The organism is Mycoplasma sp. CSL7491-lung (assembly GCF_018913965.1).
In the GTDB taxonomy this organism is placed as follows: Bacteria; Bacillota_I; Bacilli_A; order Mycoplasmatales; family Metamycoplasmataceae; genus Mycoplasmopsis.
Genome location: NZ_JAHMHG010000001.1, coordinates 473,245 through 489,794 on the forward strand (window position 1 = coordinate 473,245; position 16,550 = coordinate 489,794).

General features: G+C 25.6%; 11 protein-coding genes. 3 read left to right on the top strand and 8 right to left on the bottom strand.

Annotation, left to right across the window (positions count from 1 at the left end; genetic code table 4):
• The first annotated feature begins 78 nt into the window (after nucleotides 1-78).
• Entirely contained in the window at nucleotides 79-1,755 is a 1,677-nt protein-coding gene (locus KQ876_RS01845; protein ID WP_216490048.1) for a hypothetical protein, read from the top strand.
• A 126-nt stretch (nucleotides 1,756-1,881) separates the two neighbouring features.
• Here KQ876_RS01845 and KQ876_RS01850 read toward each other — a convergent pair whose 3' ends face one another.
• From KQ876_RS01850 to KQ876_RS01885, 8 genes are all read right to left on the bottom strand, one after another.
• A complete protein-coding gene (locus KQ876_RS01850; RefSeq protein WP_216490049.1) occupies nucleotides 1,882-3,840 on the bottom strand; it encodes a hypothetical protein in 1,959 nt (652 codons plus the stop codon).
• A gap of 2 nt (nucleotides 3,841-3,842) precedes the next feature.
• Nucleotides 3,843-4,118, bottom strand: coding sequence for a hypothetical protein (locus tag KQ876_RS01855; protein ID WP_205851713.1), 276 nt, complete (start codon nucleotides 4,116-4,118; stop codon nucleotides 3,843-3,845).
• A 3-nt stretch (nucleotides 4,119-4,121) separates the two neighbouring features.
• Complete coding sequence (locus KQ876_RS01860) at nucleotides 4,122-5,162, bottom strand: carbohydrate ABC transporter permease (RefSeq protein WP_205851711.1); 1,041 nt, start codon at nucleotides 5,160-5,162, stop codon at nucleotides 4,122-4,124.
• Nucleotides 5,110-6,153 (bottom strand): carbohydrate ABC transporter permease, encoded by a 1,044-nt coding sequence (locus KQ876_RS01865; protein ID WP_205851709.1) that lies wholly within the window; start codon nucleotides 6,151-6,153, stop codon nucleotides 5,110-5,112. The genes KQ876_RS01860 and KQ876_RS01865 overlap by 53 nt, the downstream gene beginning before the upstream one ends.
• A complete protein-coding gene (locus KQ876_RS01870; protein ID WP_205851707.1) occupies nucleotides 6,143-8,227 on the bottom strand; it encodes an ATP-binding cassette domain-containing protein in 2,085 nt (694 codons plus the stop codon). Before KQ876_RS01870 ends, KQ876_RS01865 begins: the two co-directional genes overlap by 11 nt.
• 38 nt (nucleotides 8,228-8,265) lie before the next feature.
• The gene (locus KQ876_RS01875; protein ID WP_216490050.1) at nucleotides 8,266-9,609 is read right to left on the bottom strand and encodes a thermonuclease family protein; all 1,344 of its coding nucleotides are present in this window, start codon (nucleotides 9,607-9,609) and stop codon (nucleotides 8,266-8,268) included.
• Between the two features lie 77 nt (nucleotides 9,610-9,686).
• Nucleotides 9,687-11,960 (bottom strand): P68 family surface lipoprotein, encoded by a 2,274-nt coding sequence (locus tag KQ876_RS04380; protein WP_205851704.1) that lies wholly within the window; start codon nucleotides 11,958-11,960, stop codon nucleotides 9,687-9,689.
• Between the two features lie 190 nt (nucleotides 11,961-12,150).
• Nucleotides 12,151-13,377, bottom strand: coding sequence for a hypothetical protein (locus tag KQ876_RS01885; RefSeq protein ID WP_216490051.1), 1,227 nt, complete (start codon nucleotides 13,375-13,377; stop codon nucleotides 12,151-12,153).
• A 203-nt stretch (nucleotides 13,378-13,580) separates the two neighbouring features.
• On the opposite strand from KQ876_RS01885, the gene upp reads away from it, so the two are divergent.
• Nucleotides 13,581-14,207: a uracil phosphoribosyltransferase gene (gene upp / locus KQ876_RS01890; protein ID WP_205851700.1), complete on the top strand. Its 627-nt coding sequence runs from the start codon at nucleotides 13,581-13,583 to the stop codon at nucleotides 14,205-14,207.
• A 9-nt stretch (nucleotides 14,208-14,216) separates the two neighbouring features.
• Complete coding sequence (locus KQ876_RS01895) at nucleotides 14,217-16,544, top strand: class I tRNA ligase family protein (protein ID WP_205852609.1); 2,328 nt, start codon at nucleotides 14,217-14,219, stop codon at nucleotides 16,542-16,544.
• Nucleotides 16,545-16,550: the final 6 nt, after the last annotated feature.

Consider the following 16,550-nt stretch of genomic DNA (forward strand, 5'->3'; position numbering starts at 1 on the left):
AATCTAATAAATAATAAAATTATTATTTATTTTTTATTTAAAACTAAATAATTTCCACAAATAATACAAGGAGAAAAAATGAAATTTAAAACAAAATGATTTAAAGGATTAGTTTTAGTCTTACCTTTTGCAGCGGCAGCTATCACCGTTGGTACTGTTCTAGGTTTAAAAAACAATGAAGAATCACCTGAAAAAGTTGCATATATAAAAGTCATAAATGAAGCGACCGAATTTTTAAATTCCACACCAGATCAAGGTTTCTCAAACATTAAAGAAAAATTAAAATCTAAAGTCGAAGAGGCTAAAAAAATAATTCAATTAGATAATAAAACTCTTGAAGAATTAAAAAATGAAACTCAAAAATTGATAGCATCATTTAATGAAGCGAAAGATAATAAAGAAAAAGTTTTGGTTTCCAACGCAAGAAAACAACTTAAATCAAAACTAGACGAGATTAAGAAATATCTAGATTCTTTAGATGATACAAAATATCCAACAATAAAACAAGAATTACAAAATAAATATAATGAATCTGACAAAATACAAAAACAAGATAATCATCCTAAAGAAACATATAGAAACGAAACAAGAAATATCGAAAACGCCTTAAACAAGGCTAAATCAGACGTAAGAACTAAAGATGAAGAAATAAGAATAGAAGAGGAAAACAAAAAAGCTATTCAATCACTTAAAGAAGAAATAACACAAATTAAATCAAAGATAAACGAACAAAATAATAATTTAAATGATAGATATAAAACACAAAAAGATAAAGTTAGCGCAAAACTTTTAACATTCAATAATGATGATACGCAAACAAGAAATCAATTAGAGGCAACAAAAACAAAAATAATCTCATTCGAAAGTGAATTTAATAATTTTGAAAGAGATACAAAAATTTTAGATGAAGTTATTAATTCGCATCAAGAACTAAGAAATGTGAATAACGATGAAATCTCTAAAAAATTAACAGAATTAAACGAAGTAGCAATTAAAAATCTTGAAAAAGTTAAAGATAGCAAATTTATAAAAAGTAACGATGAAAATAAATCTAAAAATACATTTTTCAATTGAGAGTTAGGGGCTAACAATTCTACTTTTGAAAAAAATACAGATAAAGATAGATATACAAATTTCTTAACAACTGAAATTAACGAAGAAGAAAAAGAATCTATTAAAAACAAATTATTAGATACAACTGGACTTAAAAATATGTTTGCTGTATTACTAGGATATGAGGAAAATTATAATGATTTATTTATAAATAACTCATATATAATTGATAAAAATAATTTAAATAACAAAAATTATGATAATTTTAAACACTTTGAAGGAAATGACAATGGTAAAATTGGTTTACACCCAAGATTACTGGAAAATTGATTAATTTTTAATTGGGATAAAGATCAAAATAACACCCACTATGGTGATACTGTTGATAAAATAAATGATAAAGTTGAACAATTATTTACAGAGTTAGAAAAAATTGATAATGTAGAAACATTTAAAGAAAACGAATTTACTGAACTATCAAAAAGAATAAATGATTTTAGCCCTTTAATTAAAAATGCAATGACAGACGATAAGAGAGCGAAAGCAAAAGAATATTCAGAAGCTTATTTATCTTCATATTTAAATTTAGCCATAATAAAATATGAAATGAAAAAATATATTGCTAAAGAAATAGAAAAAGTAAATAAAAGCATAAGTGTTGTTGAAAAGATGAACAACTTCTTGGAAGATTCAAATAAATAATAACTATTAAAATAACATTAATTTAGATGTTATTTTTTAATATAATAGAATTTAAAATATGATTGAGCATAAAAAACACCAAAAAGTTGTTAAATTTGGTGTTTTTTTGCTTTAGTATAATTAAATTTATTTTACATTCGCTATTCTAACAAATGCTGGATCAATTATAAATTGTCCTTGATTTATTTTTTCTTTTGTTATTTCGTAGTCATTAAAATTAACGTTATCTAAACTCGAAGCTGTTTTTGTATCTTGAAATAATGAATAAATATCATAAGCTTTTCATTCTTCGCTAGATTCTTGAACTTCTAATCAATAAGTTTTTTCTCTTTGAGTTGAGTCTGTTTTACTTGGTTTTGTACCTAAAATAATTTGGGTTTTATTTTCTAATAAGAATAATATTTTAGCAAATATTTCATTTAATGAAAACTGAGTTGATTTAGCTATATTAGCTTCTTCTCTAACAAAATTAATTATTTTATCAATATCTTCTTTATGATCTTGTCTAAATTTTGTTAAGAATTGTTCGTCTTTTTCTGGTAGGTTTAATTTATCTATATATGCTCTAGAAGTTTGAATTCTTTCAACTTCTTCTATTTCTTCTTCGAATTTTTTAAGCTTAACCTCTGCTTCAACGATTCTAGCTTCATTTTCTTTAATTAATCTCGAATTTAATGAAGAAGATTTTGGATTAGTACTCATTTGTGCTCTTAATGTATTATTAAGGTTAACATATTTATTAATTCTATTACGCAATTCATTAATACTATCAGAACTATATTTATAAATTATTAAATATAAATGTGATTCTATAAATTCAATAGGATTTTTTAAGAATTCTTCATTTTGTTGAGCATCTAATTCTATTTGTTTTTCAGGTTGATCTTTTTCAAAAGTGAATATTTGGAATTCAAATGATTTCTCTTTGTTAATTCTGTCTATACCTTGTAATAAGTGGGTAGGACCAAAACCTAAAGAAATACCATTTGATAAACTATCTAAAGAATCTACTTTAAAATTAGAATAATTAGTAATGAAGTTTTTAAAAAGTTCTTTAAGTAATTCTGAACCACGTTTATTTTGTGAATTTAAGAATAAATTTAAATTATTACCAGTTATTTTTTCAAATACGTTTCTAGGAATAGCGTCTTCTACTATTTGTGGCGAAATTGAGACATTAAATTTATAAGAAGATGAGTCATGTGATAATATTGGATTTCCGATTTTTAAATATTCTTCTGCGGAAGTTTCGTTTTTACTTGATTCTTTTGATAAAACATCATAAGTTGCAAACGGAGTGTCTTTTATAAAAGCATTAACAATTCATTTAACATCAGCTTCCGTAACAACATTTTTAATATTAGTTAAATCAAAATAAAAGAAATTATCTAATGCTATTAAACGTTTTTGGATTTCTTTTTCTTTATCAACTAATATACCTGTATCTCTTTTATCATTAAAAATATATCTTTTAATTCTAAATAAATCTTTATGTGTTTGATTAGGTTCAAGTTCTTTATACTCTTGTATTTCATTAGTTAATTCACTAATTGTAGTTTTTAAGGCTTCTAAATTATTAAAATTAGTTCCTAATAATTCTTCTACATATTTAAGACGATCTCAAACATATTGACCATCTGAATCTGTGTTTGGATATGCATCTTTTTCTTTCTTTATTTTTTCTTTTACAGCATCAAATTGATTTTTATAATCATTAATTTTATTTGTATTAATTTTTATTGAACTATAGTCTAATTCATAAAAGTCATTAAATAATTTGTTTAAATGTTGATTATCAACACTTACAATATTCGGGAGTGCAACATCTACGTTTGAAAACGTATAAATAAGTTTTTTAGTTTCTATAATATCTTTTACAAATTCTTTTTGTTTGTAAGCTTCATCTTTTTTAAAATATCCATCTTTAGGATTAAAAGTAACGTTGTTAAATAAATTATTTTTTACAAATTTATCTGAAAATTTTACTGAATTATCGCTATCATAAAAACATGATACAGCACTAAGAGGTGCAAGTGTACTAAGCACAATTCCACCCATTAAAAATTTTATTTTCTTAAATTTCATAATTATGAAAACATATCAACGTATTTTCAAGATTTATATCCAGCATACGAAATGATAGATCCAATCCCGAAGACTACAACTGAAAATGCTAACCCCCCTATTGAATATGATTTGATAAATTTATATGTATCGGTTATTTTTTGATCTAATGTTACTTTTTCAGACAAGTTTAATACAAATTCTAAATTGCTAATTAATATTGATAAAGATACTATTCCAATAAAAGCAATTAAAGTTACAATTGATCATATAATAATTTTTGTTTTATATTTTCCCATAATCTATCCTTTAATTGTTGAACCTTGTCTACTAATTGCACTCATAATTCTTTTTCTAAAGATTAAGTAAATGATAAACATTGGTAAAATAACGATAACCGAAGCAGCTAATCTAATGTTTTGTTGTACATTTTGAGTTGAATCAGGATCGTTAGGATCAATACCTGCTTTAAATAATCATACAGAAATAACTTGTGCTTCTTTAAAGTCTGAAGCAATAATTGATGGTCATAAATATGAATTTCAAGACGCTAAGGCTGTTAGAATAACTATTGTTAATGTTGTCGGAACAACCATTGGGAAAGCAACTTTAAATAAGTATTTAAACCCTGAAGCACCATCTACAAGTGAAACTTCTTTAATTCTTCCAGGAATTGCTTCGAAAGCATTTTTATACATAACAGTATTAAAAACACTTGCAACAAATGGAAGAGAAATACCTAATAACATTGTAAGTAAATTGCTTTTTAGGTTTGTTTTAACTACTACTGTATATTGACCAGAAAGTAAGGCAACTTCCGGTAAAACTAAAAGTGCTAAGGCAAAGAATCAAATTATATTTTTACCTTTTCAATTTCGTAACGAAAATGCATAACCCATTAAAAATGTAATAATAACCTTAAGCGTAACAGAAATAAGCACATTTAAAAATGTGAACCCCGCAGATGATCAAAATCCTGAAGTAAAAGCACGTTTATATGTATTCGCAACTACTGTTGCTCAAGGTGCTATTGAAAAACCACCAGCAGTATCTGCGTTAGTATTAACAAAATAAGTTCTACCTTCTGTAAATGAAGGTAAAAATCTAAATTCTGTTTGTAATTTTAACGCTTCATCATCTGTCATAAATGATATAGAAATCATTAAAATAAACGGAAATAATATTAATACCCCAAAAAATGAAAGTAATAATAATTTTGATAGCCCACTTAATATAACTGTTGATAAATTTTTATCAACTACTTCGGAGGTAACTTTTTCTTGATTGCGCTTAATTTTGCTTTTTATTAATCTCTTTTGAAGCTTTAACTTTCATTCAAACATTTCTTTCTCCTAAGTTATTTAGTGATAATTGAACCATAAAGAATCCACCACGAATTATTGATGAGAATGTTACCCCGATGATGAATAATGAAATGGCTGCCGCTCCAGCTAAGTGGAAGTTACCTTGTTTTGTTACTAAATATACATATAACATAAGTGTACCACCACCATATGTAAATGCATCTTCTGGTCTATTTTGGAATAAAGCAAGTGGGAATACTTTAAGTCCACCAATAATACCAAGTGTAATAATAAAGTTAATTGTACCTTTAATTGAAGGTAATGTTATTTTAAAGAACTGTTTAAAACCAGCACAACCATCGATTGAAGCAGATTTATATAAATTCTTATCAACACCTAACATTGATGTTGTAAATATTAAAATATTAAATGCTAAACCGCTTCAAATACCATTAATAAACATAGCGAATAAAGCATTAAAAGTATATGGATCATTTGTTGATAATCATGGTGTATTACCACCTACCATATTATTTAATATACCATTTGTACCAAAGAATTGGATGAATGCTGCAGAAACCGCAACCGCATTAGTTACATATGGCATAAAGAATATTGTTTGTCATAATCCTTTAGCGTATTTACGATGTAATCTTGAAATTACTGATGAAATTGTTAAAGATATTGACATAACAAACGGTAAAACAATTAAACCATAAATGAATGAGTTTCTAACCCCAACGGCAAATCTGATATCTTGGAATATTTTAGAATAATAAGAAAGTGTAAATTGACCATCAGGTGTATAAAATGACTCTTTAATATTAAGAATCATAGGATAAACCGTAAACATACCGATTAAGAATAAACCTGGCGCTAAAAGTAGTAGTGGTATTCAAAATGGAGTTGGTTCATCTAAAATTGAGTGTGATAAAGAAAGTTTTTTCTTAGATTGTTTTTTAAGTGATCAGTTTAGAATGAATGGAATTTTAGTTGCGATAAATTGATGCAAACTATTATTAAAATTCATATTCAATTCTTTCTTCTGTTGATGCATTAAAGATATGTAGTTTATTTAATGGTAAATTGAAATAAATTTTATCATCAACTTTAAAGTTGTATGTATTATCAAGTAAGAAATTAATTTTTCCTACATTTTCAATATCAACAACTAATTTACTTTCTTTACCAAAGTTTTCTTGAATTGCAACTCTACCTTCAAACATATGTTCTTGGTCTTTTTCTGTTAAAATAAAATCTTCAGATCTAACCCCAACATTTAATGATAAGTTTGAAGCATTTGGTATTTTAACTGAATCGATTTTTTTGTTTGCAATGTATAAATTACCATCTTTATATTCAGAACTAAATAGTCCCATTTCAGGCATACCTAAGAAACGAGCAACGAATTGGTTTCTTGGCTTGTTATATAGTTCAAGCGGTGAACCAATTTGTTGAACTTTTGCTGTAGACATACACACAATAATATCAGAAATTGACATCGCCTCTTCTTGATCGTGTGTAACAAACACTGTTGTAATACCTAATGATTGTTGAATTTCTCTAATTCATTGTCTTGTTGAGATACGTAATTTTGCATCTAAGTTTGAAAGAGGTTCATCCATCAATAAAATTTCTGGTTTTTTAACAATAGCACGAGCAATTGAAACACGTTGTTGTTGTCCACCAGATAATCTAGTTGGTTTCTTTTGAAGAATAGGAACTATTTCAACACGCTTAGCAACTTCCATAACTTCATTATGAATTGCTTTACGTAATGAAATATTATCTTTTAAGAATTCTTTTAATTGTAGTTTTTCTTCCTCATCAAGAATTGAAGGAATAGTTCCTTGTCTTTCTTCTTTAAGTTTTTGATTTAAATTATATTTAGTTTCAATTTCTTTAACTAAAGTATAAAAATCTTTTTTAGCTAATAAAGGTAAATTTCTGCTATCTTTTAAAAGAGTTTTGTAAGCTTCGTCTGTTTTTTTAACATTTTTAAATAATTGTTTTTCTTTTAAATATTGAGCTTTAGTTTCTTCTTTAATAACTTTGTATTTTTCAACAATTTCTTTATGTTTTTGAATATATTTATATCTAGTCAATAATTTAAGTAATTTTTCTTCAAGTTTAACAATTTTTATTCTATCGTTTAAATCGTAATTGTGAAGGTCCACAGAAACTAAATTAGCAATATTTTCTTGTAATTCATTTATACGTGAATTATAGTCATCTTCGTTTTTAACTTCCTTGTATTTCAAGATATTTTTATCGAAGTTTTCAAGAATTTCAACCTTAGTAAATGTTTCTGGTAATAAATGATTATTTTTATCAGAAACAAACTTTTCTTTTATATTTCTAATTTTGTTTTTAGAATCTTGTTTTACTTTTTCATTTGTTTTTAATACATTTTTTGTAAGCAATGAAATATCTGAAGTTTCATGAACTATTGATAATTTGTAATTTGTATGTGCTTTTTCATAATTATCAACTATTTTTGCATAATATTCATTTAATTTGTGTGGCAATTCTTCAGATAGTACTTGTCAAGTGTCAAAAGAAGTGATTAATGAGTTTATTTCTTCTTCTGAAGCTCCTAGTTTTCTTAAATATAATGATCTAATATTGTTTTTAGCTTTTTCCTTTTTTAAAAATGTTTTGAATTGTCAATCAAAATCATTTTTAAGAGGGAAGGCAATGTTTGCATAAACACTTAAATGCGGATATAAAGCATAGTTTTGGAAAACAAAACCGATTTTTCTTTTTTGTGGAGTAAAATCAGTAACATCTTTTCCTTTAAAAAGAATTTTTCCTGAAGTTACTGTTAATAAACCTGCTATAGCATTAAGTGTGGTTGTTTTTCCAGATCCTGATGGACCAAGTAATGTAACTAATTTTCCTTCTGGAATTTTAAAACTAACATTGTCAACTGCTAATGTTTCTCCAAAGTCAATATTTAAGTTTTTAAGTTCAATAGCCGAAATATCATCGTCTTTTTCATTTTTAAACTTATCATAATATGACTTAATTTGATCTTTTGATTCATTATTGTTTGTTAATATTAATTCTAACAATAAATTTTTAATTTTTTTAAGTGAAATCATTAATAATCCTTTCTATTCTAATTTTACTATATTTAATGTTATTTATCAATGTAATCACCTATATTTTTGGAATTTTTATCACTTTTTTCACCATAAAATGGATGTCATTTGTTATTAATTTTGATATTATAGATGTATTTTGTTACATCAAGAGGTCTATCGAAGTATTTAAAGAAACCATTATTGTTTTTTATAGCTTCATTAAATGATTTATACATCTCTGGGTAAATTGATTTAATATATGAATTTTCTAGTGTTTCTGATCTCATAGCTGTTTCTCATGCGTCATTTGCGTATGGCAAAGTAAATCCTGCCCTAACAACCTCGTTGTTATATGAAAATTGATGTTTATCTCCGAAGAAAATATCTGCTGTAACACGTCCATAAGCGTCAAAATCAGTAACAAAACCAACATAAACATCATTTTTATATTCTTCAGAATTTTTAAATAAACTTTCAGCAAAATGTGTTGGCATTAGAGCAAAAGCGTATTCAAATGGTGAAGAAGTAACTACATTATTACCGCTACCAACCGCTTTTTCAGGTGTATCAATTCCAGCTAATCTAATTGTATATTGTTTATCTTTAACCACAGAAACATTCGATACATTTTCTTTATTTTCTAAAGCAATAACATCAAATGTATCTCCGTCTTTTACACGAACTATTTTGGCTCTAAAATAATCAACTTTTTTAGCACTTTTGCTTTCTCAATCAAAAGCGGGTTTAAATTTTGTTTTATCATAAGTTGTTGGTAATTTACTCAAAATTGGATTAATTGTTGTTCTTGGTGCCTCCACTCTAAATTCAATATCTTTTAAATTGAAAAAAGTTTTATCGTCCAAATATGCTTTGTAAGTTATAGTTATGTAATTGTTAACCTCTTCTAAGTTTAAGGCTGCCTCTTGAGATTTAGCATCTTGACCTTTTTGACTTAAAATTCCTAAGTCAAGATTAGATTTTGTTTCTAAAAATTTTCAAGTGATAGTTTTTAGTTGTCCATCTAAATTCATTTTACTTTCAAACGATTCTGGATATCCAGAAATTTGATTAGGATTTCTCAATAATTTTGATCCGTTTTGTTCAGGGATAATTACTGAATTTAAATTATTTTTTTGTTTAATATCATCAACATATTTATTTATATATTCATTAAATCTGTTTCTTGTTTTTATTACAGATTCATTAGGTATTGATGATTTATATTCAATATAATAAACATTTCCTCTTAATTTTGTATTTAACTCTAATTTATCTATTTTTTCGTTAGATTCTTGTTTATAATCATTAGAACTGGAAGAACATGAAATTGTAGTTACCAGCGATGAAGAACTTAAAATTATAGGGAAAGCATATAATAATTTTTTAATATTTTTTTTCATTTTAACATCCTATTATTAAATTTATAAAATAAATGAGTTTGCAATGCAAACCCTATTTATTTTTTATTTTATATTAATTATTGAGCATTTAGACCTTGAGTCATTGTTTCTACAAATTTATTAAAATCTGTTTTAGTTGCAGCATTATCTGAATATTCTTTTTGTCTAGCATCTCATGCAGCTTTAATTTGTTTTCTAAATGAAGCTGAATATTCACCTGCCGGTTCTTCGAAAGCAACATAATCATCATCCTCTGATACTTTTCCGAACTCTTCTAATGCAACTTGTAAATATTTATTATTTCCGTAAATTTTCTTTTTCTCTTCTTCGGTAAATGTATTGAAGTTAGATACTGGTGTAATATAACTCATTGATTTTTGTAATGAAAGTAATTGTTCTTTGTTGTTCATTAATCATTTAACGAACGCTTTAGTTGCATTATCTTCAACTTCATTTGCGTGAACCCCAATTAATGATGGACCTTGTAAGTACAATACTTTTTTAGCGTCTTTTGATTCTCATTTTGTAGGTGTTACCCTTGATATTAATTCATTTTCATTTAAGTAATCTTGATCTGATCTTGATTCAAATGATAATCCTAATTTTTTAAGGAATTCAGCTTTATCAGAAGTTAAAACTGAAACTAAAACTACATCTTTATTTCCGTTTTTTAATTCAACATATTTCTTTTCGATTTCGCTTTGATTTTGTTTAAATGTAGCATTTTCTTTTAGAACATCAAAATCTTTCTTGTCAATTACTAAAAGTTTTGCATTTTCGGTTGTTAAAAATGTATTTAATTTACTATCCGAATCTGCTGATTGTGATTTATAGTCATATTTTCCAGGTTCATCATTGCTTGTAGATTTAATCAATTTATTTTTGTATGAACTTATATATCCTATAACATCTTCTGGTTTTTCACCTTTTTTAGGGGTTAAACCATATTCTAAAAATGTTTTATCATCATCGTTTAAAACAACTTTTCCATCTGCAGTTTTATAAACACTTACCGCCTTACCTGCTTTTTTAAAGTTATATGAATAACCTGCAGTAGAACCTATAGAAAATGCAATTTTATGTTCAGTTTGTGTGGTTGATGAATATTGTCCGCCAGGGAATGCATAAACTGCACCTTTTTCAAATGCGTTTGAGAACACATTAAAGATAGCGTTAGAATTTTTGTAAGTACTTTGGTTAGAGTTTTTTATATTTGTAAAATTGATTGTTGTTCTACCGTCACTTTCTCTAACAACTTTTTGTAACATTAATCTAGAATCTGCATTTAATGATGAATATAAAGCTTGTTCATAAACTCCAGCAATGTCATCTATACCAAAAACATGTACTGATGAATTGGTCTTTTTAGCAGATTCATCAAACAATGATTGTGCAAGAATACTAAAATCAATTAAATCAGCATAATTATTAAACATATCAAAATTCAATTTTTTACCTTTTAAAATTTCACTCGCATTAGAAACTGGTTGACCTCAAATTTTTTCAACAGATGCTCTATCGCCTTTACCTGCATTAATCATTTTTTCAAATTCTAATTTTGATACATCATTTGCATATGTAACACCTTTTTGAACCATTGTTTCAAGAATATAACTCATTACAGAAGCATTAATAGAAAGAACTTGTGTACTTTTGAAAAATGGTAAAACATATGTAGATTTATTTACAACATTTTCTAAATCATCATTATTTGAAACAAATGATTTATCAAATTCAGTAATATCTGTATTTATTGTAGTTTCTTGATCATTGAAACTTAATAACATATTTTTACTTGCTAATGTAGCGGCTACAGGAGCATAGTTAATTGTTAAATTATAAAAACCATTAGTGTCTTTTGCATTTAATTTACTTGAAACATCATCTTTTCCTGCATCGTATCCACTACCTAAATTTTGTTGTTGTACAGGAAGAGCAAATTCACTAACTCCTAATTTTTTATATTCTTCTTGCTTTTGTTCTTCAGTAAGATTTGCATTTTTTCTAACTATCTCTTTTTTCTCCACTAAAGCATTATACGCCTCAAGAGTTTTGTTTAAACTTCTTGCTTGTGGACCTGTTTCACTAAATGTTGTACCAATTTTAATTACACCATCATTAACTTGGTCAAAACGTGAGTCTGCTGGTACTGATGTATTTGCACCGATTGATGCATTTGTAACTCTTTCAAGTTGTTCAGCCGGTATTTCTGCAGTTGAACTAGTACCGCTTGTGCTAGTTGACCCACTTTTGTTTTCAGTCGATTGACCGCAACTAATCGCAACACTTAATGCGGCAAATGATGAAACACCTGACAACGCAAAAGCGAATTTTTTAAATTTATTATTCATTAAATATTTCCCCTCTAAAATTAAAATAAATATATGAAATTAATTCTCTAACTTTAATTTAAATATTAAAAAACATATCGAAAATAGATAAATAATTTCGAATATATTATATTATTTTTTTGAGTAACTTTTTTAAAAATATGAAATAAATGCATTTTTTACCACAAAAAACACTTAACCCAAAAAATGATTAAACGTCTTTTGAGTTAAGTGTTTCTTTTTTTCTATATGAATATAACAATAAAATCATTGTTAATAATATCAATGTATATAAAACATATGTGTGATAATATGAAACATTTGCTAAAACATATGTTAATAGATATGTAAAAAATATTGAACTAATAGTCGGTATAATTAAAATTAATCTATTAATATTTAAACAAATCTTTTTATGATTATTATTAATACTTTTAGTTTCAAAACTAATATTATTGTTTACATAATTTATAATAAATTGTTGAATTGCATTAATAACAAAAAATCAAACAATACTAAAAATAGTATCTCTTATTTGACTTATAAATAATCAGCTAAGATTTAAACCAAAAAATATAAATAATAACGTGTTGTTTATATTCAACTTCTTCTTTTTGATTACAAAAGAAGTTAAAAGTCCTAATATACCCACAAAAGCCATAGTAATTGCTAAATAGTAACTTCAAAAATGAAAATCATATTGATAATAGTTAAAAAAAGCAATTACTCCTGATTGTCTAGTAAATAAAAACAAGCTACTTAATGATATTAATGTTATTAGATATATACTATTATGAACTTTTTTATCGTTTTCAATTTGTTTTATTTTATTATCAAAAGAATTTTTGTTTAACTTCACTAAACTAAATAAAAATATTGAAATTAAATAAAAAATTAAATTGATAGTCATAAAAATATCAAAAGTAACTTTATTGAAAACTTCTACCGAAAAAATGGGTGATATTAATAAAGATAAGCCAACTCCTAAATTAAAAATGTTGTTTACTATACTAAATTCTTTATTATTAGAAGAAATAAAATGAGTCATTTTTTTAATACACATTGTTTTCAATGAGTATGTAAATGATTGTAAAACATTTAAAATTAATAAAATTGTAACAATAAGTTCGATATTAGTACTGAACGGAAATAAATTTCACATAATAATCGGAATAATTAAAAAAATAGCACTAATAAGATCTAAAATAATTAGAATTTTTTTAAAATTAATTATTTTTAACAATTTTTTATTAAAAATTTGAACAACAACTAGTGGAAGTTGCATCAACATAAAAAGAGTAGTGACAAGTCAATATGAATGAGTAAAATTATATATTTGCATTGCGCTACCCATCTTTAAAGATTCCGAAGGAACCCAGGGAATTAAAACACTCGAAATAAATTTAAATGAATTAAATTTAAAATTATTTTTGTTCATTTTTTTCCTTTCTTATCGTTTTTAGTTTAATTCTAATTATTGTAATTAAATTTATACCACATTTAAATGTTAAAACAATAAAAAAATTTTATTAAAAAATAAAATTGATTATAAAATAAAAAATACAACTAAAAAATAAATAAAAAAAGTATAATATAATAAAATTTATATATTTATTAAAAATTCAATAAAAAAGGATACAAATGTTAAAGATATTAGAGCACCCACTTATTAAAATTAAAATGACAAAACTAAGAGACAAAAACACAAATCATCGAGAATTTAGAAGTAATTTAAACGAAATTGCGTCTTTAATGGTTTATGAAATAATGAGAGATTATAAGACTAAGCCACATAAAGTTACAACACCACTTAATAAAGAATTTGAAGGGGTAACTTTTGACAAAGAAATTGCTTTAGTTCCAATCTTAAGAGCCGGATTGGGTATGACAGAAGGATTATTAAATTTAATTCCAGATGCACGTGTAGGACATATAGGAATGTATCGTGATGAAGAAAACCTAACACCACACGAATATTATTATAAAATGCCAAACGTATCAAAGGATAGTTTAATCATAGTTGTTGACCCTATGTTAGCAACAGGTAATTCTGCCGTAGATTCTATAAAAAGAATAAAACAAGATGGATTTACAAATATTAAATTAGTTTGCTTAGTTGGTGCTCAAAAAGGCGTCGATAATGTAATAGCAAATTTTGGTGCAGATTTTGATATTTACTTATCATCTTTAGACTCAAAATTAAATTCAAATGGATATATAGAGCCCGGTCTAGGAGATGCCGGAGATCGTATTTTCGGAACTAAATAAGGAGCAAAAATGGATTTTTTTAAAAAAATTGAAAATAAATGACAAAATAAATGAGAAGAAGAAAAGTATTTTGAACCTTCAAGTGATTTTACATTACCGAAAAAATATATTGTAAGCATGTTCCCTTACCCAAGTGGCAAAATACATATGGGGCACACAAGAAATTATGCACTTAGCGATGCTATTGCAAGATATTTTAAAAGACGTAATTACAATGTTTTTAACCCATTTGGTTGAGATGCTTTTGGGTTACCTGCTGAAAACGCTGCCATAAAAAATAATATTCACCCTAAGAAATGAACATACGAAAATATTAATTCTATGGATTCAGAATTTAAAAAATTAGGTCTTTCATTCGCGTGAAATCAAAAAGTAATTACCAGTGATCCTGATTATACAAAATGAGAACAATATATATTTATAGAATTTTGAAAAAATAATTTAATTTATAAGCAAAAAAGCGAACTAAATTGGTGTGAAAATGATAATACTGTATTAGCAAATGAACAAGTTATAGACGGAAAATGTTGACGCTGTGATAACCCTGTTATAAAAAAAGAAATGGATACATATTATTTAAAAATAACTAATTATGCTCAAGAACTTTTAAATGATTTAGAAAAGTTAGAAGGAAATTGACCAAATAAAGTAATTTCCATGCAACGTAATTGAATTGGTAAAAATGAGTTTTTTAAATTTGACACAAAAGTAATAAACAATAATGATGAATCAGACATAAGTATCTTAGAAAAAGATTTAGACATTATTAAAAACGCTAATTTTGTTGCTATAAGCAACAAACATAGTTTAATAAAAAATTTAATTAAAAATAATTACTATAGCCAAAAGGAATTAGATTTAATTAATCAAATTGACCAAAATTTCGCAACAAAAAACTTTAAAAATAAAATATCAATTAAAACTCCACTAAAAATAATAAACCCTGCTAACAACCAATTATTAAATGTATATATAACAGATTTTGCAAGTTATGATTCAAATATCGAAATTAAATTTGTTTCTAATTTAAACGATAATCACAAAAATTTTATAGAAATTAATAATTTGGATGTCGTTAAACCAAAAGATAGTTCAAAATATGATTTTACAAAAGTAAAAAAAGAAACAAAATACAATTTAAGAGATTGAGGAATTTCAAGACAAAGATATTGGGGTACTCCAATTCCACTTATTCATTGTGAAAAATGTGGAACAATTCCGGTTAAAAAAGAAGAATTACCTATTTTACTACCTGAAAAAGTTGAATTTACAGGCAACGGAAACCCACTTTTAACAAATCAAGAATGACTAAAAACTACTTGTCATATTTGCGGTTCAAAAGCTACAAGAGAAAGCGATACCTTAGATACTTTTTTTGAATCTAGTTGATATTTTTTAAGATATACAACTCCAAAAAACCTTAGGTTAGATAATATTTTCGTTAAAGAAAATATAGAGTATTGAAATCAAGTGGATGAATATATTGGTGGTATAGAACATGCTATATTGCACCTTTTATATGCTAGATTTTTTACGAAGGCGCTTGCTGATTTAAAATTCATAAACTTTAGGGAACCATTTAAAAAATTATTAACTCAAGGTATGGTTCTAAAAGATGGATCTAAAATGTCAAAATCTAAGGGTAATGTAATAGAACCAAAAGATATTATTGAAAAATACGGAGCTGACGCAAGTAGATTATTTATATTTTTTGCAGCACCACCTACAAAAGAGTTAGAATGAAGCGATGCAGGCATTAATGGATGTTTTAAATTTTTAAATAGATTGATTGAACGTTCAAAAGAGATAAAACCAATTAAAGATTTTAATTTTAAAAATATTGAAATATCAAAATTAAGTGACATGGATAAAAACGCTAGATTTAAACTTTACACAGGTTTAAACAAATCGATAGAAACTTTTGAAAAAAAAGATAAAGACTATGGATTTAATACACTTATTTCTTGAGCCATGGAAACTTTAAATGCATACGATAACGTAACAAACATAGAATTAATAACCGAGATGTTTTATGTAATTCTAAATATATTAGAACCTTTTGTTCCTCACTTATCGTGAGAATTATCTGATAAGTTTTTTAACCTAAAAAACTTAAAAGATTTTAACATTGATCCAAACGCTCTAACTGTAAGTGAAATTAATTATGGAATAACAATCAATGGTAAAGCTAGAGCCGAAGTTAAAGTACATAAAGATATTCAAAAAGAACAAATAATAGAATTAGCAAAAAAAGAAGTGTCGAAATGACTAGAAAATAAAACAATTGTTAAAACAATTTTTGTTCCAAATAAAATTGTTAACTTTGTTATTAAATAAATAAGG